The 21,672-nt window shown below is 65.0% G+C and carries 22 protein-coding genes; 9 read left to right on the forward strand and 13 right to left on the reverse strand.

The annotated features are described in order from the left end of the window. Positions 1-3 precede the first annotated feature (3 nt). Positions 4-264, reverse strand: a complete 261-nt coding sequence (locus CH296_RS05815; RefSeq protein ID WP_008710007.1) for an MbtH family protein — start codon at positions 262-264, stop codon at positions 4-6. A gap of 90 nt (positions 265-354) precedes the next feature. Then, positions 355-1,164 carry an alpha/beta fold hydrolase gene (locus CH296_RS05820; protein WP_094648515.1) on the reverse strand — a complete coding sequence of 270 codons (810 nt, stop codon included), beginning with the start codon at positions 1,162-1,164 and terminating at the stop codon, positions 355-357. 92 nt (positions 1,165-1,256) lie between these two features. Between CH296_RS05820 and CH296_RS05825 the strand changes: the two genes are divergently transcribed. Further along, entirely contained in the window at positions 1,257-1,784 is a 528-nt protein-coding gene (locus CH296_RS05825; RefSeq protein ID WP_045196860.1) for a hypothetical protein, read from the forward strand. Positions 1,785-1,814: 30 nt separating this feature from the next. Next, positions 1,815-2,468, forward strand: a complete 654-nt coding sequence (locus tag CH296_RS05830) for a hypothetical protein (RefSeq protein WP_094648517.1) — start codon at positions 1,815-1,817, stop codon at positions 2,466-2,468. Between the two features lie 143 nt (positions 2,469-2,611). Here the strand turns inward: CH296_RS05830 and CH296_RS05835 are convergent, their stop codons facing one another. From CH296_RS05835 to CH296_RS05850, 4 genes are all read right to left on the reverse strand, one after another. After that, a complete protein-coding gene (locus tag CH296_RS05835; RefSeq protein WP_094684226.1) occupies positions 2,612-3,100 on the reverse strand; it encodes an FBP domain-containing protein in 489 nt (162 codons plus the stop codon). 1 nt (position 3,101) lies between these two features. Next, positions 3,102-3,668, reverse strand: a complete 567-nt coding sequence (locus tag CH296_RS05840) for a TetR/AcrR family transcriptional regulator (protein ID WP_094630302.1) — start codon at positions 3,666-3,668, stop codon at positions 3,102-3,104. Positions 3,669-3,737: 69 nt separating this feature from the next. Further along, positions 3,738-5,486, reverse strand: coding sequence for an ABC transporter ATP-binding protein (locus CH296_RS05845; protein WP_094684227.1), 1,749 nt, complete (start codon positions 5,484-5,486; stop codon positions 3,738-3,740). Continuing rightward, the gene (locus CH296_RS05850) at positions 5,483-7,231 is read right to left on the reverse strand and encodes an ABC transporter ATP-binding protein (protein WP_179272994.1); all 1,749 of its coding nucleotides are present in this window, start codon (positions 7,229-7,231) and stop codon (positions 5,483-5,485) included. Before CH296_RS05850 ends, CH296_RS05845 begins: the two co-directional genes overlap by 4 nt. 105 nt (positions 7,232-7,336) lie before the next feature. Between CH296_RS05850 and CH296_RS28830 the strand changes: the two genes are divergently transcribed. The 3 genes from CH296_RS28830 (at position 7,337) to rsgA (ending at position 10,175) form a co-directional block, all read left to right on the forward strand. Then, positions 7,337-7,510, forward strand: a complete 174-nt coding sequence (locus CH296_RS28830; protein WP_008710019.1) for a hypothetical protein — start codon at positions 7,337-7,339, stop codon at positions 7,508-7,510. Between the two features lie 51 nt (positions 7,511-7,561). After that, complete coding sequence (locus CH296_RS05855; RefSeq protein ID WP_032396066.1) at positions 7,562-9,010, forward strand: trehalose-6-phosphate synthase; 1,449 nt, start codon at positions 7,562-7,564, stop codon at positions 9,008-9,010. A 148-nt stretch (positions 9,011-9,158) separates the two neighbouring features. Continuing rightward, a complete protein-coding gene (rsgA, locus tag CH296_RS05860) occupies positions 9,159-10,175 on the forward strand; it encodes a ribosome small subunit-dependent GTPase A (RefSeq protein WP_094684228.1) in 1,017 nt (338 codons plus the stop codon). 1 nt (position 10,176) lies between these two features. On the opposite strand, the gene CH296_RS05865 is transcribed toward rsgA, so the two are convergent. After that, positions 10,177-10,407 carry a hypothetical protein gene (locus CH296_RS05865; RefSeq protein WP_032396068.1) on the reverse strand — a complete coding sequence of 77 codons (231 nt, stop codon included), beginning with the start codon at positions 10,405-10,407 and terminating at the stop codon, positions 10,177-10,179. A gap of 154 nt (positions 10,408-10,561) precedes the next feature. On the opposite strand from CH296_RS05865, the gene CH296_RS05870 reads away from it, so the two are divergent. Beyond that, positions 10,562-11,977 (forward strand): MFS transporter, encoded by a 1,416-nt coding sequence (locus CH296_RS05870; RefSeq protein WP_094684327.1) that lies wholly within the window; start codon positions 10,562-10,564, stop codon positions 11,975-11,977. After that, positions 11,974-12,375, forward strand: coding sequence for a MarR family winged helix-turn-helix transcriptional regulator (locus CH296_RS05875; protein WP_179277637.1), 402 nt, complete (start codon positions 11,974-11,976; stop codon positions 12,373-12,375). Before CH296_RS05870 ends, CH296_RS05875 begins: the two co-directional genes overlap by 4 nt. A 3-nt stretch (positions 12,376-12,378) precedes the next feature. Here CH296_RS05875 and CH296_RS05880 read toward each other — a convergent pair whose 3' ends face one another. The 6 genes from CH296_RS05880 to CH296_RS05905 all read right to left on the reverse strand — a co-directional run bounded on the left by CH296_RS05880 (position 12,379) and on the right by CH296_RS05905 (position 18,561). Next, positions 12,379-13,140 (reverse strand): FAD-binding oxidoreductase, encoded by a 762-nt coding sequence (locus tag CH296_RS05880; RefSeq protein WP_045200378.1) that lies wholly within the window; start codon positions 13,138-13,140, stop codon positions 12,379-12,381. Between the two features lie 520 nt (positions 13,141-13,660). Beyond that, a complete protein-coding gene (locus CH296_RS05885) occupies positions 13,661-14,077 on the reverse strand; it encodes a heat shock protein transcriptional repressor HspR (RefSeq protein ID WP_045196872.1) in 417 nt (138 codons plus the stop codon). Then, the gene (gene dnaJ / locus CH296_RS05890; RefSeq protein ID WP_094645850.1) at positions 14,077-15,252 is read right to left on the reverse strand and encodes a molecular chaperone DnaJ; all 1,176 of its coding nucleotides are present in this window, start codon (positions 15,250-15,252) and stop codon (positions 14,077-14,079) included. Before dnaJ ends, CH296_RS05885 begins: the two co-directional genes overlap by 1 nt. 30 nt (positions 15,253-15,282) lie before the next feature. Beyond that, entirely contained in the window at positions 15,283-15,915 is a 633-nt protein-coding gene (grpE, locus tag CH296_RS05895) for a nucleotide exchange factor GrpE (protein ID WP_094684230.1), read from the reverse strand. Further along, positions 15,912-17,756: a molecular chaperone DnaK gene (gene dnaK, locus CH296_RS05900; RefSeq protein ID WP_032376212.1), complete on the reverse strand. Its 1,845-nt coding sequence runs from the start codon at positions 17,754-17,756 to the stop codon at positions 15,912-15,914. The genes grpE and dnaK overlap by 4 nt, the downstream gene beginning before the upstream one ends. A 304-nt stretch (positions 17,757-18,060) precedes the next feature. Beyond that, complete coding sequence (locus tag CH296_RS05905) at positions 18,061-18,561, reverse strand: hypothetical protein (RefSeq protein WP_045196877.1); 501 nt, start codon at positions 18,559-18,561, stop codon at positions 18,061-18,063. Between the two features lie 297 nt (positions 18,562-18,858). Between CH296_RS05905 and treS the strand changes: the two genes are divergently transcribed. Beyond that, complete coding sequence (treS, locus tag CH296_RS05910) at positions 18,859-21,039, forward strand: maltose alpha-D-glucosyltransferase (protein ID WP_032396074.1); 2,181 nt, start codon at positions 18,859-18,861, stop codon at positions 21,037-21,039. 39 nt (positions 21,040-21,078) lie between these two features. After that, positions 21,079-21,627: a hypothetical protein gene (locus CH296_RS05915; RefSeq protein ID WP_094684231.1), complete on the forward strand. Its 549-nt coding sequence runs from the start codon at positions 21,079-21,081 to the stop codon at positions 21,625-21,627. The last annotated feature ends 45 nt before the right edge of the window (positions 21,628-21,672 follow it).

Raw genomic sequence — 21,672 nt, forward strand, 5'->3', positions numbered from 1 at the left:
AACTCAGGCCTCGGTGCTAGGGGTTCCCTCAGCGGATGCGCGTGCAGCAGCGTCGGCCTCCATGGCCTCACGCAGGCTGCGCGGACGCATGTCGGTCCAGTTCTTCTCGACGTACTCCAGGCACGCGGCGCGGGTGTCTTCACCGAAGACGACACGCCATCCCTGAGGGACCTCGGAGAACGTCGGCCACAGCGAATGCTGGTCTTCGTCGTTGACCAGCACGAAGAAGCGTCCGTCTTCGTCATCGAACGGGTTGGTACTCATCTCGCCTCACTCGTCGCGAACGTTTGGTTGGTAAGTCTGCACCGTGAGGTGCCACACGACCCTAGCAACGCAGGTCGGGCCGTGGTGCCGTCAGGCCTTCAAGAAGCCGAGCAGTTCGGCGTTGACGGCCTCGGGACGCTCGAGATATCCGTAGTGCCCGGCGTCCGCGATCTCCACGTACCGGGCACCGGGGATGGCGTCGGCCAACTCCTTGCCCAAGTAGGGCGGGATCATCCGATCGTCGGCGAATCCGACCGACAGACACGGCACTGCCACCCCGCGATAGGCGGCAGTTCGATCGAAATCGTCGTCCATTCCCAGCTGAGCGCGCACTCCGGCGGACGGTGAGGAGGCAGAGAACTCGAACAGGTCCAGCCAGTCACGCGCCCCGCGAGAATCGCGCAACGTCGCAGGCGACAGGTTCATCACCGCGGTCACCGCGGCCGAGTAGGTGCCGGGAAGCTCCACGCGCTTGTCGTAGAGGGCTCGTTCACCCTGTGCAAGTGTTTTCTGGAACTCGTCGACCCGCGCGTGGCCGGCGAGGAACACCGCTTTGCGAACCAGGTCGGGCCTGCTCAGCGCGAGCTCCTGCGCGACGCGTGACCCCATCGACGTTCCGACGACGTAGGCCTTCTCGTCACCATTGCGGACGAGCTCGATCAGACCGGCGGTGTCGGCGACCATGTCCTTCATGGTGATGCCGTGTGTGCTCTCCGACGAGGGAGCGATGCCGCGATTGTCGAACGTGCACACCCGGTAACCCGCTGCTGTGAGCGCCGGCACCTGATGCAGCTCCCACACGCGACCGGGGCTGCCGGTGCCCATGACGAGAACGACCAGGTCTCCACTGCCCTTGACCTGGTAATTGATGTCGATGCCGTTGATCTTGGCGATTGGCATACGTCTCCTTACTGCTGATTCGTCCGTCGGGGATCGTATCGTCCGATACCGACGTGGGGTTACTCGAACAGCCAATGGGTACCTGGTGTTACATGACTGACGAGAACGTAGCGGGCGAAGCACGCAAGGGACTGCTCGACGGAATCAAGGGCAAGGCCAAAGAGGTCGCGGGTGCGGTGACCGGCAACGACTCGTTGACAGCCGAGGGCCAGTTGCAGGCCGCGCAGGCCCGCGAGCGCAAGGAGGCCAACGCCACGGAGCGGGTCGCCGAGGCGCAGGCCACCGAGGCCGCCGAGGAGCTGGCCGATGTGCGCACCGCAGCGGAGAGCCGTCGGGAAGCCGCAGAAGAGAACGCCGCGGTCACCGAAGCCAACGCCGATCGGGTTCGCCAGACCCAGCTCGCCGCCGCCGAACAGGAGAAGCGTGAGGCAGTGGCGCAGGAGCGCGCTGCTGCCGAGGTCGACGCGACCGCCGAACAGATCGAGGCCGACGAGGATCGTCGCATCGAGCAGGCCGCGGCCGATTCCGACGAGATGGTGGCCGCACAGAAGCACCAGGAAGCACTTCGTCAGGCCGAAGCCGATCGCAAGAAGGCCGAAGAGCTCCGCAACCAGGCCTGAACCACTACCTCATACCAGGAGTTTCGCTTCATGAGCGTTTTAGCCATACCACTGACCATCCTCCGCATCCAGTACAAGATCGCCCGAATTCCGTTGCAGCTCATCGAAACCAACGTCGTCGAGAAGATGAATGCAGAAGCACCCGCGCGACTGGTGTACGAGCACACGCTCGGATCGCTGGACCGCGCCGTCGGAAACCTGTTGGGAGACAAGAGCCTCGCCGACCGCGGCGAGACCCTCGTCGACAGCACCGAGAACCGCGCCGAGGCAGCCCGTCTCGACGCCGAGGCTCGGGCCAAGAAGGCCGCGGCCGACGACGAACTGAAGGTCGCCCGCGAGACGGCCGAGAAGGATCGCCGCGCAGCCGACGCCGCCGCTCAGGAAGCCGCACGTGACGCCCGCCAGGAGGCCGAGCAACGCAAGCGCGAGGCCGCTCAGGACGCCGAGCGCAAGGCCGCTGCGGACAAGAAGAAGGCCGACGAGCAGGCCGCTGCCACCGCGAAGGCAGCCGAGGATCGCAAGAAGGCTCAGCAGGCCCAGGTCGACAAGCAGGAGAAGCTGGCCGCTGCGCCGTCCGAGGCCGAATTGGCCGAGGCCGCCGAGCGTTCCGACGAAGCTGCAGCCAAGAAGGACGAGGCGGAGCGCATCGAGAAGCTGTTCATCGCGGAGAAGAACAAGGACTGACTTCGGTCTTGTCGGCGAATGACGTCGACCGGTCCTATCTCCGACAGGACCTCACACCCTTTTTGCCGACTGCGCGCCCCTACTCACATCAGAGTAGGGGCGCGCAGTCGTCGATCGGGGCGCGCGGTCCCACCATCAGTTGATCAATCGAGGACGCGAGCGAGAAACGCGGCGATGTTGTCTTCGACTGCCGCGGTTCGTGTCGGGACGTCGAAGTCCTCTTTGAACTGACGGCCCAGCGCCGGGGTTTTCTTCTTACGTGCGTAGAGCGAGCAGGCGAGGTCCGAGCAGATGTAGGTGCCCACCGTGTTGCCGCGCCTGCCGGATTCGCCTGCCTTGGCGGCAGCCATCAACGACACTCCGCCGTTGGCGTGCGTGGTGAGGCAGATGCTGCACATCTGCGCTGTGCGCGGCCCACCGACTTTGTAGCGCAACGCGATTCCGCGCAGGCGATCCTCCGAAGGAACGACGATGTAGCTCCTCCCGGCGAGCTTGGGATCGACCCAACCGAAGAAGTCGAGATCGTCCCACGGCACAGCGTCGAACATGTCGGGAAGGGAGAGCCGACCGGCGTCGCCCTTGGAAGAGTTGACGAACGACGACCTGATGTCGCGTTCGGAGATCGGTTCCATGTCACTGCCTCCAGTGCTGTAAGAGTGTGTCGATTCCGTCGAGGATGCGGACCCAGGACTGCTGCGAGTCGGGGGCACTGTGAGCGAACGAGCCGGCCGCATCGAGGCTCGCGTAGCCGTGAAAGACACTGCCGAGCAATCGAACTGCGTGTACCTGATCCTCTTCGCCGAGGTCGTACCCGCGGAGAATCGCCTTCATCATCGCCGAGTGACGCACTCCCGCACTCGCGAGAGCGGTCTCGTGATCGAGTGGAAACTGCGTCGCTGCATAGCGACCTGGATGTTCGCGCGAATAGTCGAGATACGCGTTGGCGACGGCTACCAACGCGTCCTTGCCCGCTCGGCCTGCCAGGGCCTCGGACACCCGATCGGCCAGTTCCTCCAACGCCAGCAGCGCGATCCCGACGTTCAACTCGTGCGAGTTCTTCAGATGCGAGTACAGGCTCGCAACCTTCACGTCGAAGCGTCTGGCTATCTCGCTGGCAGTCACGCGATCGAAGCCGACCTCATCGGCCAGATCCGCTCCTGCCTCCACGATGCGCTGCGCGGTCAATCCTGCGCGTGCCATGCCGGCCTCCTCGTCGATTCGAGGACACCGTAACCAAAACTAATAGCCTTAGGCAAATCCCTATATCGATCAGCGGCCTTGCCACGCCTCCCACAACTGTGCGTATCGTCCACCGGCCGCGACCAGCTCCTCGTGCGGACCCTGCTCCAGAATCCGGCCGTGCTCCAACACAACCACGCGGTCGGCCGCAGCGGCCTGCGTCAGGCGATGCGCGACGATCAACGTGCTGCGTCCCTTCGTGGCCGCCTCGGCGGCGGCCTCGAGATCGCGAGCACCGGAACTGCCGGCTTCCGCGGTGGCCTCGTCCAGCACCGCGACGGCGGGATCGGCGAGAACCAAACGTGCCAAGGCCAATTGCTGCGATTGTGCCGCGGTCAACTGGTGCCCGCCCTCACCGACGGAGGTGTCGAGTCCGTTATCGAGCGCCTCGACCCACCCCCACGCTCCGACGGTACGCAGCGCGGCTTCGACGTCGTCGCGACCGGCAGCCGGGGCGGCGAGCCGCACGTCGTCGATCAATCGGCCGGCGAACACGTGGACCTCCTGGCTGACGATCGCCACGTGTCGTCGTAACCCGTCGCTGCCCAGCGCATCCAGTGATGCTCCGCCGACACGAACCGTCCCTGCCGTCGACGCCATGGAACCGGCCGCGATCGCTGCGATCGTGGATTTGCCTGCACCGGTGGATCCGACGAGTGCGACGGTCTCGCCGTCACCGACCTTCAGGTTCACCCCGTGCAGCACCTCGTGCCCGGACTCGTACTCGTGCCGCAGATCGGTGACGTCCAAGGTGGCGTCGGCGGGCACGGAACCGTCGCCGACGGGTCGCTCGTCGGGGATGTCGATGACGCCGACCAGACGCGCCAACGACGCACCGGCGGACTGGATGTCGTCGAACGTGAACAGCAGGGTGCCGATCGGATTGAACAGGCGATGGAATAGCAGCGCTGCAGCCGTCGTCTCGCCGACGGTCACGTAATCGCCTCGTACGAGCAGGAATCCGGCCAGCAGGATCACCGACAGTCCGACGCACTCGGCGCGGTTGCTCCGAGATCCGAAGCGGGTGAACAGGCGGAACACGTCGACTCCGATGTCTCGGGCCTTCGCCGACGCTCGGTCGATCTCGCTCAGGTGCGCCGACTCGAGTCCGTACGCACGAACGGTTTTCGCGCCCTGCATGCTGCTGACGAACGACTGTGCTCGCTCCCCCATCGCGACGCGTTCGGCCGCGTACTTCGGCGCCGAGCGCGGCAGATACCACCGCAGCGCGAGGACGTACATCGGCAGCGCGACGAGCCCCGCCAGGCCGAGCCGCCAATCGATGCCGAGCATCGTGATCATGCTCAGACACACGAGCAGGATCGCACCGACCAGCTGCGGGATCACCTCACCGATCGACTTGGCCATCACAGCGACGTCGTCGCCGACCCGGGAGAGCAAGTCGCCCTTGCCCACTCGCTCCAAGGTGGCAACGGGCAGATGCAGCGCGCGGCGCACGACGGCCTCGCGCAGCGACGCCAGAATGCCCTCACCGAGAGTGCTGATGAGATAGCCGCTGAAACCGGTGACGATGCCGCCGATCACCGCGGCCACCGAGATCACGACGACTACCCCGATGATCGTCGACGTGTCGGCGCCGTCGCGGACACGGTCGACCAGAACACCCAGCACGTAGACGGGTACCAGTGACATGGCCGCGGCAATTGCGCCCAGCAGCAGCGTCACCGCGGTGCGAACTTTCCGCAGACGCAGCTGTTCGAGCAGCCACCGACCTGAGCGAGCACCGGTGGCGATGGGAAGAAGTTCGGGGGTGGTCATCGCAGCACCGCGTCCTTGTACTGCGCGTCCGAGGACGCGAGATGGTGGTGCGTGCCCTCGGCGACGACGCGACCGTCGTCGACGACGAGAACGCGATGGGTCACCGACAGCAACGCGGGGCTCGTGGTGATGAGGATCGTTGTCTGCGAGCCTCGTTCGGTATGTCGAAGTTCGGCGATGCCGCGGGCGATGGCGTGCTCGGTGACGGCGTCGACGGCCGTGGTGGGGTCGTGCAGCACCAGGACCGGGGCGTCGACCGACAGTGCGCGCGCCAACGCCACTCGCTGGCGTTGGCCACCGGACAGGCTGGCTCCGCGGTCGGTGACGGCGTGATCGAGACCGGCCTCGTGCAATTCGACGACGTCGGTGGCCGCGGAGGCGTGCAGCACGACGTCGAGTTCGGCGTCGGGCCGCTCCCGGCCTGCGGTGACGTTGCTGCGGACGGTTCCCGCGAACAGGTCGGTGATGTGGGGTTCGACGAGCACGGTCTCTCGGGCGCGTCGAAGATCGATCTCTCCCGCCGAAATACCGCCGATACGAACCGATCCGGTGTAGTCGGCGTCGGAGATCTGACCGGACAGCAGCGTAGCGAGCGCTTCCCCGTCCTGCGGCCGGTATGTGACCACGCCGAGCATCTCGCCCGGTTCTGTGTGGAACGTGAGACCGTCGAGCGATCGGAACCGAACGTCGTCGACGGCAAGATCTGTGTCTACCGGAACCGTTGACTCGGACTGCGGTAGAACGTGTTCCGCACCGAGTACGAGGGCGAGCCGATCGGCGGATCCGCGCACCATCGCCACCACGCCGGGGATCTTCGACAATCCGGTGAGAGGTTCGATGACGAACTGCGCGAGGCCGATGACGGTGATCAACTCGCCGACCGAGATCCGGCCCTGCAGCGCGAACCACCCGGCGGTACCGGCGATTCCGACGGCCAGCAACGCGTTGACCGTTGCGGACAGGCCCTGATAGACGTTGTTCGCGCGAGCGAGCTTCAGAGTCGCAGCCAACGCTGTTCGACTCGATGTCACGAATCGCTGCGTCGCGGCATCCTCGGCACCGATTCCGCGAAGCGGCCGGACACCGCTGACCAGATCGGTTGCCATACCCGACACCCCGGCCACCTCGGCCTGCTGCGCAGTGGCAGCACGGGTGAGCAACGGAGCGAGTCGTTGCAGCGCGATGAGGATGACCGGTGTCCCGATGACCACGGCGAGACCGAGCGGAACGTCGATCACGATCAGCGCGACGGCGGACGCGACGACCGCCACCGCGGACGCGAAGACCCGTGCGATCAGATCGAGAATCCAGGACTCCTTCTCGGCGTCGGACGTCGAGACCGTCAGCAACTCGCCCGCCGACAACTCGGTACGCACACCCCGCGGATCGAGGACGCGACCGGCGACCTCCACGCGCACCAGGTGCGCCTCCCGCTCGATGGCGACCACGATGATGCGGGCACCGATCCGCCACGCGTACGACAGGGTGACGAACAAGGCCGCCAGACCGACCAACGAGAGCACCATCGCGGTCACATCACCGGTGTCGATGGCCCGCGAGACGATCAGTCCGATCGCCACCGGGACCATCGTTTCGCACAGTTGATGTACCCCGAACAGCAGCGACGAGACGATCAGGCGGGTGCGATGCCGTCGAACGGTGCGACGCAGAATTGCGGAGCCGGTGGCCGGAGAGGGCACCTCCACCACTGTCCGAGCACGGCGGAGCGGCACAGAAACGGTCATTTGCTGCAGCCTAGGGCATCGGGAACTGGCGATGGGGTGCCACATTTACATAGAGTCGGGACCAACGAACACCATGTAAGCCCAGCAGAGAGTACGGAGAACACCATGCCTGCCAAGACCTCCACCGACAACGACATCGCCGACGAAGACATCGTCCCACTCGAATACGAGACGGCCAGCCAGGCTCAGCGCGTCGTCGCGGCCTACGCGACCGATGCCGACGAGTGCCGCATGTTGCTGTCGATGTTGGGTATAGATCCCGTAGCGAAGACCGACTGACGCTCTTCGCAGGACTGTTTACCCAAGGATCTACAAGCGGATTGGACAGTTGTGGCTGACGCCTCGCAGGGTTCGGATTTTGTCGTCGTAGCCAACCGGTTGCCGGTCGATCTGGAAAAGCTCCCGGACGGGAGCACACGATGGAAGCGAAGCCCTGGCGGGTTGGTCACCGCTCTCGAACCGATTCTGCGTGCCAACAAGGGCGCGTGGGTGGGGTGGGTCGGCGTCTCGGACGTCGACGTCGAGCCGTTCGTCGAGGACGACCTGCAGCTGCGGCCGGTGCCGATCAGCGAGAAGGAGTACACCCAGTATTACGAGGGCTTCTCCAACGCGACACTGTGGCCGCTCTACCACGACGTCATCGTCAAGCCGGAGTACGACCGCGACTGGTGGAACGCCTACGTCGAGGTGAACCGTCGCTTCGCCGAGAAGACATCCGAGGCCGCGGCACAGGGCGCGACGGTCTGGATTCAGGACTACCAGCTCCAGCTCGTCCCGAAGATGCTGCGGATGCTGCGCCCCGACCTGACCATCGGATTCTTTCTGCACATCCCGTTCCCGCCGATCGAGCTGTTCATGCAGATGCCGTGGCGCACCGAGATTGTCGAAGGACTGCTCGGTGCAGATCTGATCGGGTTCCACCTGTCCGGCGGTGCCCAGAACTTCCTCTACCTTGCCCGACGCCTCGCCGGGGGAACCACGTCCCGCGGAACCGTCGGAGTGCGGTCGAAGTTGGGCGTCGTGCAGGTCGGCTTCCGGACCGTGCGAGTCGGCGCGTTTCCGATCTCCATCGATTCCGGTGACCTCGACACCAAGTCTCGCTCCAAGGCCGTCCGTGATCGGGCCAAGCAACTGCGCAAGGACCTGGGCAACCCCAAGCGCATCATGCTCGGCGTCGATCGCCTCGACTACACCAAGGGAATCGACGTTCGGCTCAACGCGTTCCGTGAACTGCTCGAAGAGGGCCGCGTCGATCCGGCCGAGAACGTCATCGTGCAGTTGGCGACGCCCAGCCGTGAGCGCGTCGAGAGCTACGTCGCCATGCGCGGTGAGATCGAGCAGCAGGTGGGCCGCATCAACGGCGAGTACGGCCAGGTGGGCCATCCCGTGGTGCACTACCTGCACCGGCCCATCCCCCGCGACGACCTGCTGGCCTACTTCGTCGCCGCCGACGTCATGCTGGTCACCCCATTGCGCGACGGCATGAACCTGGTCGCCAAGGAGTACGTGGCCTGCCGCAGCGATCTCGGTGGCGCACTGGTGCTCAGTGAATTCACCGGTGCTGCAGCCGAATTGCGACAGGCATACCTGTGCAACCCGCACGACCTCGACAGCGTGAAGGACGCGATCATCGGAGCCCTCGAGCAGGACCCGGAGTCGGGCAAGCGTCACATGCGCGCCATGCGCAGGCAGGTTCTCGCCCACGACGTCGATCGCTGGGCGCGCTCGTTCCTCACCGCGCTCGCAGCGCCGGCGGAGGGCACCAACCTCACCCGATAAATTCGCTTTCCTTCGAACCGTCGACGGCTGTAACTTTGCCGTCGACGGTTTCTTTTTGTGTATTCCAACAGTGAGGAGGTGGGCATCGTGGCCACCTGGACGAGCGCACACCCGAGCCCACGTCACTCCTCTCCGAAGGAACCCTCGCATGTCCTCTCTACTTCACTACGGCCTCGATCGGCACTGGCTCGATGAGTTCGAAAAGCATTCTCAGGACGCAGTTCTCGCCCGCGTAGTTCGCGTCGACCGCGGCGGATTCGACGCCGCCACCGAGAACGGAATCGCTCGATGTACGGGCGGTGCCGTCTGCACCGGGGATTGGGTGGCACTCGACGCAGAATTGTTCCGGCTGATCGCCATCCTGCCCCGCCGGACGGCCGTCGAACGCGCCTCCGCCGGAACCACATCCGACACACAGGTTCTCGCAGCCAACGTCGATACCGTCGTCGTCACGGTCGCGTCGGACACCGACCTCGACCTCGGTCGCGTCGAGCGCTACATCACCCTCGCCTGGGGCAGCGGCGCTGTTCCCGTCCTCGCGATAACCAAGACCGACAGCGGAAGCGTCGCCGAAGAAGTGTTGTCGTCCGCCGCGCCGGGCGTCACCGTGTGCAGCACCAGTGCAGTATCGGACGGCGGAATCGATTCGCTGGCAGCACATCTGCGCGGCACGGTCGCCCTGATCGGCCCGTCGGGATCGGGCAAGTCGACACTCGGCAACGCTCTGTTGGGCGGTGCGGTTCTCGCCACCGGGGCGACCCGCGAGGGCGACGGCAAAGGCAGGCACACGACGGTGCATCGGGAATTGGTGCCCATCGCGGAGAGAGAACTGGTGCTGCTCGACACGCCTGGACTACGTTCGGTGGGCGTCCAAGGATCGGAAGACGCTGTGGCGAGTGCCTTCTCCGACATCGACGAACTCGCCGCGTCGTGTCGATTCGCTGACTGCGCGCACGAACGCGAACCCGGGTGCGCGGTACTCGCCGCCGTCGACGCGGGCGAGCTCACCGAGAGACGGTTAGGCAACTACCGAAAGCTGTTGCGGGAGAACGCCTGGGCCACCTCCAGGCACGATGCACGAGCACGCAGCGAGAAGCTGCGTGAGTACAAGCAGATCTCGAAGTCGCTGCGCCAGAAGTACGCAGTCGACGGTAGAGGGCGGTAGGTCAGCTCTCGTCGAACAGTGAGGGGCTGTCGGTCTCCGTCTCGGCCTGCCGAGCCGAACCTTCACTGTTCGACGCCTTCCGCACCACCTCGACCGTGGTAGTGCGTACCGACAACCGATGACCGTCGTGATGCTCGAGCAACGCCAGACCCTGACGGATCTCGAGCACCTTCCACGGGCCGGCATGCCCGGACGCCTGAACCAGGTCGCCTGGTGCGATCTCGGAAGCCACTGTTGTTCTCCATTCAGCGAGCAATCGGGTTCGAGCAAGTCTGTGACACACACCCTATCGGGCCTGCCCGGCCCGCATCTCACTTGCTCGTCGAACAATTTAGGAGTACTCATGTAATAGTTGTAGATATACAAGCATTATCGTGGAGGTGAACGTGGCCGAGTTGACTCGACGACACCGGTATCTCGTGCTCGGCATCTGCTGCCTGAGCCTGTTCCTCGTCAGCACCGACAACACGATCGTCAACGTCGCGCTGCCGTCGATGCGCGCGGATCTGAACGCATCGGTCTCGGGTCTGCAATGGATCATCGACGCATACACGCTGGTCGTGGCATCACTGTTGATGCTCGGCGGCTCGATGGCCGACAAGTACGGCCGCAAGCGCTTCTTCCTGATCGGCACCGGAACGTTCGTCCTCGGCTCCCTACTGTGCAGCATCGCACCGTCGCTCGGCTGGCTCGTCGCCTTCCGCATGCTCCAGGCAATCGGTGGCTCGATGATGAACCCCGTCGCGATGTCGATCATCACCAACACCTTCACCGATCCGAAAGAACGCGCAGGAGCGATCGGCATGTGGGGTGCCGTCGTCGGCATCTCGATGTCGGCCGGCCCCGCCCTCGGCGGAGTCCTCGTCACCGGTGCCGGTTGGCAGTCGATCTTCTGGATCAACGTTCCGATCGGAATCTTCGCGCTGGCGATGACACTGAAGTTCGTCCCGGAATCCAAAGCCGAACACTCACGCAAATTCGACCCTGCAGGCCAGTTCCTCATCTTCGCGTTCCTCGCGTCCCTCGTGTTCACCATCATCGAAGGTCCCGCGAAGGGTTGGGGATCCCCGCTGATCGTGTTCACCGGCGCCGTCGCCGTCGGCTCTCTCGTCGGACTGCTGGTGGTCGAGTCGCGGATCGAGGAACCGCTCATCCAACTGAAGTTCTTCAGGAGCGCACCCTTCAGCGGAGCGACGGTGATCGCCGTGTGCGCGTTCGCATCCCTCGGCGGATTCCTGTTCCTCAACACCCTCTACCTGCAGGACGTGCGCGGATACTCACCACTGCACGCCGGTCTCTACACCCTGCCGATGGCGTTGATGACCTTGATCTTCGCGCCGATCTCCGGTCGCATCGTCGGCACCCTCGGAGCGCGCATTCCGCTGCTCGTCGCCGGAGTCGGCTTCGTGGCCTCGGCACTGATGCTCACTCGACTGACTCCGACGACGTCGTTCGCTTGGCTGGCCGTCGCGTACGTGATCTTCGGAGTATCCTTCGGCATGGTCAACGCCCCGATCACCAACACCGCCGTGTCCGGAATGCCACGTAGCCAGGCCGGAGTGGCATCGGCCATCGCATCGACGAGCAGGCAGGTGGGTCAATCGCTGGGCGTGGCCGTCGTCGGATCCATCGTCACAGCGAGCATCGTCGGCGAGATCTCCGACGGCTTCACCGCCGCCGCGGTCCCTGCCTGGTTCGTCATCGCAGGCGCAGGCGTGATCGTCACCGCGCTCGCAGTGGTCACCACCGGCCGATGGGCACGCGCAACCGCCGATCGAATCGACCAACCGGTGCTCGTATGACCGGCGATGCAGCACACGTCTGGCGCGAGATGCGCGCACTGATGCTCGAGAAGCACGACACCCGACGAGCCGTCGCCGACGCCACCGGGATGAGTTTCCTGCGAGCAAGGCTGCTGACCAAGTTGCTCACCGGCGATCGGACGATCACCGAGCTGGCCGAGATCCTCGCCTCCGACGCGCCGTACATCTCGCTCAACGTCCGCGAACTCGAGAAACGCGAGCTGGTTCTGCGTACCGAAGATCCCAAGGATCGCCGACGCCGCATCATCGGGCTCACCGACACCGGACGTCTCCTCGCCGAGAAGGCCCGAGCAATCGCCGACGCCCCGCCGCCGGAATTCACGACAGTTTCCGCCGAAGACCTGGCGCACCTACGTCGGATTCTGCAACTGCTCTGATTTTCAGAGGACAGTGCTCGAGCGGCGGATGGTGTCGAGTGGGGTGCCGATTTCGACCAGCGCGCGCACGGTCGCTGCTTCCATACCCGGTGAGCCGCAAACCAGGATCTGGCGATCCGGGAACGGCCCCTGCGTCGCGACGACGTCGGCCACACTGCCCTCCCAGCAATGCTCCGGCTCGAAGAACGATGCGCTGGAACCGATCTCGGCATGAATTCGGTCGTTCCATCGATCCGACGCCCACGGCTCGTGCAACTGATCGACCACGGGTACCACTGTCAACCACCGGAACTCCGCCGCCATCAGCCACAGCATGTCGCCCGCATACAGATCACGAGGCGACTTACCGCCGACGAAGAGCGTCACGTTCGGCGGCTGCTCTCGACGTGTGAGGTCGAGCAGAATCGCCCGCAACGGGGCGAGACCGGTGCCACCCGCAATCATGACCACATCGCGCCCTGAATCGTCGACATGGAGACCACCCTGCGGATCGCTGATCTGCCATACATGACCGGGCCGCGTCTCGTTGACGATCGATCCGCTCACCCAACCGGCAGGCACGGCTCGAACATGGAATTCCAGCTTGCCGTCTCGAGAAGGCGGCAACGCAGGTGAGTACCGCCGCGTCAGAGCAGTGTTCTGAGGAACCGTGACCGACACCGACTGGCCCGCCCGAAACGGCACCGCGTCGCCCTCGAGTCTGATCACGGCGAGATCGTTCCGAAGACGGTGATACTGAACGACCGTCGAACTCCACGCCTGCATGCCGACCAGAATAGGGGTCGACGCCGGGTGTCTAGCAAACGCGCGCGCGTTGGGGTCGAGGTCGAGGTGGGCGCGCGTCGGGGTCGAGGTCGGGGTCGGCGCGCGTCGGCGTCGAGGTCGGGGTCGCGCGTCGGGGTCGGGCGCGCGTTGGGGTCGCAAACGCGCGCGCATTCGCTGAACGCGCGCGAAATGTCGACCGAATCACCGACGAAAATGCGCGCACCCGACAAAGGCGCGCGCGTTTGCGAGGAGGTGCGCCCGAGACACCCACAACGCAGCCCCCGTGAACCGATCCCGTCCCGCACAGCCCAGCCCCGCCCAGGTTCGCCCCTCAGCACCACTCGCCACCGCAAACGCGCGCGCATTCGCTGAACGCGCGCGAAATGGTGCCGAATCACCGGCATAACTGCGCGCACCTGACAAAGGCGCGCGCGTTTGCGGACCAACGGGGCCGAAACTGCGCGCACCTGACAAAGGCGCGCGCTTTTGCGAACAGACGCGGGAGAAACGTGAAGCGAATCTAACGCTGGTGGCGTGGCTTCCAGACCACCAGGGCGTTGCGCTGGATCGGCACCAGGTCGCGGCGATAACTGGCGTGCACGTTGGCCAAATCCTGAGCCAACTCCGAAACCCGTGCCTGCAATGCCTCGACCTGATTGGTCAGCTCGATGATGCGCTTGATACCGGCGAGGTTGACGCCTTCGTCCTGCGAGAGTCGCTGTACTTCACGGAGCAGCGCGACATCACGCGGCGAGTAGCGGCGCCCACCGCCGGTGGTGCGGTGGGGGGTGACCAAACCGAGTCGATCGTAGGTGCGCAGCGTCTGCGCATGCATGCCGGCCAGCTGTGCCGCCACCGAGATCACGAAGACCTGGGCGTCGGGATCAGCTTGGCCGCCACCGGCTTTCGCGGATCCACCCTCGGGAGGGACCGACATCACACACCTGCCCACCCGGCCCGCGGGTCGAATCCGCTGGCCTTCTCGGCTTCCAGATAAGTCTTCAGAGCTTCGGTGGCAGCATCGTCCAGTTTTTGCGGGACGGCAACTTTGACGGTCACCATCAGATCGCCGGTACCGGACTTCTTCGGCACACCGCGACCGCGCACACGCAACACTCGGCCGTCGACGGTGCCGGGTGGAACCTTCACTCCCACGCGACCGTCGAGGGTGGGCACCGACAACGTGGTACCCAGCACCAGTTCGCCGTAGCTCACCGGAACGGTCACCGTCAGGTCGTCGCCCGTGCGGCCGAACACCTTGTCGGGCTTGACCCGTACGGTCACGAACAGGTCGCCCGACGGCGCGCCGCGCAGGCCTGCTTCGCCCTGACCGGCGAGTCGCACCTTCTGGCCGTCACTGATGCCGGCCGGGACGCGCACGGTAATGGTCCGGGTGCGGTTCTGCACTCCGGTTCCGCGGCAGTCGGCGCACGGGTCGTCGATGATGGATCCGCTTCCGCGGCAGTCGTCGCACGGCTCACTGAAGCCGAACGCGCCTTGGTTTCTGTTGACGACGCCTTGGCCGTTGCATCGGGGGCACACCCGCGGGCTGGTCCCGGGCTTCGCGCCGCTGCCGTGGCAGGTGGTGCACGAGGACGGGCTGGTCAGCTTCAAAGGGACCGTGACGCCCTGTGCCGCTTCACGGAACTGCAGTGAGGTCTCGGTCTCGACGTCGCTGCCGCGTCGGGGCCGGTTGCTCTGGGTGCGCTGCTGCGCGCCGCCGCGATTGAACAGGCCGCCGAACAGGTCGCCGATTCCGCCGTCGCCGCCGCCCTGACCGAATATGTCGCCGACGTCGAAGGTCTGGCCTCCACCGCCGAATCCGCCTGCACCGGGCGAGAATCCACCGCCACCGCGGCTACCGAATCCGCCCGAGGCGAACAGTCGTCGTGCTTCGTCGTATTCCTTGCGCTTGGCCGGGTCGGCGAGGACGGCATGCGCCTCGCTGACCGCCTTGAACTTGTTCTCGGCCGAGGCGTTGCCGGGATTGGCGTCGGGATGGTTGTCCCTGGCCAGCTTTCGGTACGCCTTCTTGATCTCTTCTGCAGTCGCGCTGGAGGAAACGCCCAGCTCCTTGTAGAAGTCCTTCTCGATCCACTCCCGCTGGCTCACCGGGCGTTTCCTCCTCTCGCTGTTTTCTGTCTACTGCTCGTCGGACGCAGGTGCATCCGATTCTTGCGCTGCACTGTCCACGACGCCGACCATCGCGGTCCGCAGGACGCGCTCGCCGAGCTTGTAGCCCGGACGCATCAGCGTCCCGACGACCGGACTGCTGCCGTCGCCCTCGTGGGAGACCGCCTCGTGGATGGCCGGGTCGAAGGCGTCGCCCTCGGCTCCGAAGGTGGTCAGGCCGATGTTCGAGAACACCCCTGCCAACTTGTCTGCCACAGCCTTGAGCGGTCCGGTTTCGAGATCGCCGTGCTGGCGAGCTCGCTCGAGGTCGTCGAGAACCGGAAGGAGCTGCGAGACGACGGACGCCTTCGCGTTCTCCGCTCCGGTCTGCTTCTCGCGGTCGGTACGACGCCGGTAGTTGGCGTATTCGGCCGACACGCGCTGCAGATCTGCGGTGAGTTCTGCGACCTGAGTGTCACGCGGGTCTTCCACGACGTCACCGTCGACGGTCCCTTCGTCCACCGAGTCGGGCTTGGGCGCAGCCCCGGTGCCCACCAGGGGCTCCGGAACTGCGTCACCTTCCCGTACTTCACCGGTCTCGGGATCGATCTTTCGCTTGTCCACGAAAGTGACCGGTTCTTGCTCGGTGTTCTCCGACGTCACTTCTTGTCCGTGTCGTCGGCGGGCTCGTCGACAACCTCTGCGTCGACGACACCGTCGTCAGCGGCCTGCGCGCCACCCTCTGCGCCGCCCTGCTCCTTGGCCTGAGCCTCGTAGATGGCGGTGCCGAGAGCCTGCGACTCGGTCGAGAGCTTCTCCACGGCGGTCTTGACTGCCGAGATGTCGCTGCCCGCGAGAGCCGTCTTGGCGTCGGCGATGGCGGTTTCGACGCGTCCCTTGAGCTCGGCGTCGACCTTGTCCTCGTTGTCCTTGACGAACTTCTCCGTCTGGTGAACGAGGGACTCGGCCTGGTTGCGGACCTCGGCCTCTTCACGACGAGCCTTGTCCTCGTCTGCGTGAGCTTCCGCGTCGGCGACCATGCGGTCGATCTCTTCCTTGGACAGGCCGGAGCCGTCCTGGATCTTGATCGTGTTCTCCTTGCCGGTGCCCTTGTCCTTGGCCGTGACGTGCACGATGCCGTTGGCGTCGATGTCGAAGGTGACCTCGATCTGCGGGACGCCGCGAGGAGCCGGGGGCAGCTCGGTCAGCTCGAAGGAGCCGAGGAGCTTGTTGTGCGAGGCGATCTCGCGCTCACCCTGGAAGACCTGGATCTGCACCGAGGGCTGATTGTCGTCAGCGGTGGTGAAGGTCTCGGAACGCTTCGTCGGGATGGTGGTGTTGCGCTCGATGAGCTTGGTCATCACGCCACCCTTGGTTTCGATGCCGAGGGACAGCGGCGTGACGTCGAGGAGCAGAACGTCCTTGACCTCACCCTTGAGCACACCGGCCTGCAGTGCAGCACCGACGGCCACGACCTCGTCCGGGTTGACGCCCTTGTTGGGCTCGCGTCCGCCGGAGAGTTCCTTGACCAGCTCGGAGACTGCGGGCATACGCGTCGAACCACCGACGAGCACGACGTGGTCGATGTCCTTGACGGCGATGCCGGAGTCCTTGACCACTGCCTGGAACGGCGCACGGGTGCGGTCGAGCAGGTCGGAGGTGATCTTCTGGAACTCCGAGCGGCTGAGCTGCTCGTCGAGGAAGAGCGGGTTCTTGTCGCCGTCGACCGTGATGTACGGGAGGTTGATCGAGGTGCTCTGCCCGGAGGACAGTTCGATCTTCGCCTTCTCGGCGGCCTCACGCAGACGCTGCAGAGCCATCTTGTCCTTGGTCAGATCGATGCCGTTCTGAGCCTTGAACTTGTCGACGAGCCAGGTCACGATGCGCTCGTCCCAGTCGTCGCCACCGAGGTGGTTGTCGCCGGACGTCGCACGGACCTCGACGACGCCGTCGCCGATTTCCAGGAGCGAGACGTCGAACGTGCCGCCACCGAGGTCGAACACGAGGATGGTCTGCTCGCTGTCGCCCTTGTCCAGGCCGTATGCGAGAGCTGCCGCGGTGGGCTCGTTGACGATGCGCAGGACGTTGAGGCCGGCGATCTGGCCGGCTTCCTTGGTGGCCTGACGCTGTGCGTCCTCGAAGTAGGCGGGAACGGTGATGACCGCGTCGGTGATTTCCTCACCCAGGTAGGCCTCGGCGTCGCGCTTGAGCTTCTGCAGCGTGCGCGCGGAGATCTCCTGAGGGGTGTACTTCTTGCCGTCGATCTCCACGGTCCAGTCCGTGCCGACGTGGCGCTTCACGGAACGAATCGTGCGGTCGACGTTGGTGACCGCCTGGTTCTTCGCGGGCTGGCCGACCAGCACTTCACCGTTCTTGGCGAAAGCGACGATCGACGGGGTGGTGCGTGATCCCTCGGAGTTGGCGACGACAACCGGTTCGCCGCCCTCGAGGACGGACACGACCGAGTTGGTGGTCCCGAGGTCGATACCGACCGCACGAGCCATAATGTTTCCTCCTGTTGTTGCGTGGATTCAGTCCCTGGGTGAGCGAACTCCACTCAAGTTTGCATAACGCGATCTGTCGCGTCAACTTCCAACTTGAGCCTCATCCACTCAAGGCTGCTGACCTGCACAACGGAGGGTGTGGCGAATTTGTTCCCGAGGGAGCGGCTGCGCCGCACGTGCACGGAAATTCGGTGCCTGCTACGAACTTCTACTCACATGGGGCGAAGCCCCTCCACAGCAGTACGCCGCGACGATCAGCAAGGATCGTCGCGGCGCAGCGGGGAGAAAGCTGTTGCGGAAGGAATTACTCGGCAGGCTCCTCGGCCGGTGCGGGAATGCAGCTGTGGCTGAGCAGGCCACCGGTGATGTTGTCGAGGAAGTTCGCATCGAGTGCACTGGCGAATGCCGCGGCACCGGCGGGACGAGCGATCCATTCACGATCGACCGAGGGCACCGTGTACGTGGCCGCTTCGCCTGCCTCGATGGTCGCCTCGGTGTTCTGACCCTGCACGCCCGGCAGTGCGCCGTAGTTGACGTTGACGTTCGAGGCGTCGTCCGCGCCGACGTTGTCGACCTTGACCTGCAGTGCGACGACACCGCCCTCGGGTGCGTCCTCGACCGTGGTGTCGCAGACGGCGGCCATGGTCACCACCAGGTCCGGGCTTTCGAGCACCACCGAGCCGAGCGGGCCGACGGGTTCGGGTGCCGGTTCGGCCGATGCTGCCGGTGCGAGGGCGACCGCACCGATGGCGGCGGCCAGAGCGGCCGTCGAGGCCAGGATCGATGTGCGGGCAAGACGTCGCATGAACAACTCCTGTAGCTGAGGGGGATGTGACTCATGAGTCTGATGTGACAGATGGGTCAGTTGGTACCTGACTCACTATGGCCTATCCGAATCAGACATTCCACACCAGGCGGTCTCGATTCGATGACGTTCGCATATCGAAGGAAAGGGCCCCTGGCGAATCACATCCGTGTAGTTCGGCGTAGGTTTCACCGGTCGGCGAGCCAGGTTTCACCGCTCACCGATCAGGGGAACCACAACCCTGCGGATCGGCCGCGCCCTACGTAGGGTTGAGGAAAAGCGAGGCTACGGAGGCACATGGATCCCGAAGTGCAGCACGAACCGAGCGAGATCACCTACGACGAGAAGTTCTATCCGGCTCGGCCGAAACCACTTCGACCCTCGGTGCGTCGCGCCAACCGAAGCAACAGCCCCACTCCCGACAGCGAACCGGTGGCGTCGAACCCCGAGTACGTGGACTGGCTCACCGAACAGTCGATGCTGCGCGATGCCAAGTTGATCGCCGAGCAACTCTCGGGCAAGGGCAGCATGTGGCAGAACCCGTATGCCGACCCCGATCCGCGCGCCGCCGTCGAGCGCGCACCGGTGTGGTTCACCGCGTATCCCATCTCGGTGATCAACGCCCCACAGACGAGTTTCCTGAGCACTCTCGGCGACGAGAAGCTGTGGCAGGCGTTCTCCGAAATCGGTGTCACCGCAGTGCATACCGGCCCGGTGAAGGTGGCAGGCGGTATCCACGGTTGGCGTCCGACCCCCTCGGTCGACGGTCACTTCGACCGGATCGGCATGCAGATCGACCCCGCATTCGGATCGGAAGAAGAGTTCCGACGCCTGTGCGTGGTGGCCTCGGCGTACGACGGCATCGTGATCGACGACATCGTTCCCGGCCATACCGGCAAGGGCGCGGACTTCAGACTTGCCGAGATGGCCGTAGCCGACTACCCCGGCATCTACCACATGGTCGAGATCGAACCGCAGGACTGGCATCTGCTGCCGCGAGTGCGGGCCGGTGCCGATTCTCAGAACATCGACGCCGAGGCCGAGGCCAATCTCGCCCGCGCCGGATACATCATCGGTCAGCTGCAGCGCGTCATCTTCTACGAGCTCGGCGTGAAGGAAACCAACTGGAGCGCAACACCTCCCGTCGTCGGTATCGACGGCGTCGAACGTCGCTGGGTGTACCTGCACTACTTCAAGGCCGGTCAGCCGTCGATCAACTGGCTCGATCCCTCCTTCGCCGGAATGCGACTGGTGATCGGCGACGCATGCCATTCCATCGCCGATCTGGGTGCAGGCGCATTGCGGTTGGACGCCAACGGTTTTCTCGGTGTGGAGCGTCGAGCCGAGGGACCGGGCTGGTCCGAGGGCCATCCACTGTCCGAGGCGGCGAACCACCTGATCGCCAGCGTGGTGCGCAAGATGGGCGGGTTCACCTTCCAGGAGCTGAACCTGACCATCGACGACATCAAGGCCATGGGTGCCAACGGAGCCGATCTGTCCTACGACTTCATCAACCGCCCGGCGTATCAGCATGCCCTCGTGATGGGGAACACCGAATTCCTCAGGCTCACCATGACTTTGGCCCGCGATCACGGCGTCGACACGGCGTCTCTGGTGCACGCGTTGCAGAACCACGACGAGATGACGTTCGAGCTCATCCATTTCGCCACCCTGCACGCCGAGGACGAGTTCACCTACGGCGGCGAGGCGGTCAAGGGCAGCGATCTGGGCGACCGTATTCGCGGTGAGCTGACCGACCGACTCACCGGACGGTGGGCACCGTACAACCGAACGTTCACCACCAACGGAATCGCCTGCACCACAGCGAGCGTGATCACCGCATCGCTGGGCATCCGCGATCTGGACCGCATGGACGAGCGAGACATCGACACCGTCAAGCGGGCCCACCTGCTGTTGGCGATGTACAACGCCTTGCAGCCGGGCGTGTTCGCCCTGTCGGGCTGGGATCTGCTCGGCATTCTGCCCATCGACGCCGAGGAGGTCGACGACCTCATCCGCGAAGGTGACACTCGGTGGCTCAACCGTGGTGCACACGATCTGATGGGGTACTTCCCCGAAGCCGTGCGCTCGGAGTCGGGGATTCCCCGCGGGCGCAGCCTGTACGGCTCGCTCCCCGAGCAGCTGGCCGACCCACAGTCGTTCGCCCGCCAGTTGGCGCGAATCATCGAGTTGCGCAAGCGGTTCGGAATTGCAACCGCTCAGCAGATCGATATTCCGACGGTCTCGCACAAGGGCCTGCTGGTCATGGTGCACGAGCTCAGCCAGGGAACAATCCAGGCGACGGTACTCAACTTCTCGTCCGAGGAGATCAGTGCCACCATCCAGTCCAAGCACCTGGTTCCCGGTACATGCGCCGTCGATGTCTTCGACGACAACGAGATCGCCACCGTTGACGAGCTGAACAGCTTCCCGATGACCCTGCGTCCGTACGAGGGTGTGCCGGTGGTGCTGCGCTGAGACAGCGGCCCGTCACCGCCGACGGATAGACTCCTGCGCGTGGCCGATGAACAGAACGACCCGACATCGCGGAGGCCCCGCCCTCCCCGTCCGCAACCACCGCGGCCCGATGTCGCCGTCGAACCGCTGCGGCCACGGCAGGAGCCCACTTCCTCGGTACTGCCGAAGGTCGCGAATGCGCTGTGGGCACTGACAGCGGCACTGATTCTCGCATTGGCCGCCGCGGCCGCCCTGAACTGGGAGCCTGTGCTCTCCGGCGTCGAAAATACAGTAGCGCAACAAGATTCGACAGCAAGTGCGGCCGACGTCCGCAACACTGCCTCGGCCACGCTGCTGTCCAGCGGGGCCGCCGCGGCTGTGCTCGTGCTGCTCGGTTTCGTCGCACTGAATCTACTGCGCAATGCAGCGACGTCGTCGAAGGTCCTGATGGGCGCGGTCGGAATCCTGACCGTCGGTGCATCGATCACGTTCTCGACCTTCGTCTCCGACGCTCCCGCGTTGCTCGGTGGCGTCCTGCACTGGGGGCCGTTCGTCGTCGCGGGTACCTCCGCGGCCACGACCCTCGTCGCGCTCGCACCCCGGCGCTGACGAGTCGCGTCCGCGCGTCCGAAGAACATACGGTACCGGTCATCG

The organism is Rhodococcus sp. 14-2496-1d, assembly GCF_002259365.1.
Classification (GTDB): Bacteria; Actinomycetota; Actinomycetes; order Mycobacteriales; family Mycobacteriaceae; genus Rhodococcoides.